Consider the following 268-nt stretch of genomic DNA (forward strand, 5'->3'; position numbering starts at 1 on the left):
GTTGTAAGGCACAATAATCGCCCACGGTAAGCCATTACCTGTTTGGTAATAGCTGCTGGCTGAAGGATTTGATACATCATCAAAGCTTCCCCATAAACTGCTATCTACAGCTGCACTTGGGCTTTGATTTTTACTATGAATCTCTAAACCACGGCCTGGCGAGCTGGCAAAATAAGGGTTACGTGAATGCTCTGTGGCATAAATAAATGGGTCGAACGGCGCACTTGGTAAGGCATTTTTAGCTAAGCCTTCATGCATGGGTAGTAGC

Annotated in this window: 1 protein-coding gene; it reads right to left on the reverse strand. The window is 45.1% G+C overall.

The window, feature by feature from the left end:
• The coding region (locus Q4528_RS14045) for an LruC domain-containing protein (RefSeq protein WP_303522213.1) at positions 1–268 on the reverse strand (268 nt) is incomplete at both ends.

This window comes from Staphylococcus pasteuri, from assembly GCF_030547725.1.
In the GTDB taxonomy this organism is placed as follows: Bacteria; Bacillota; Bacilli; order Staphylococcales; family Staphylococcaceae; genus Staphylococcus; species Staphylococcus pasteuri.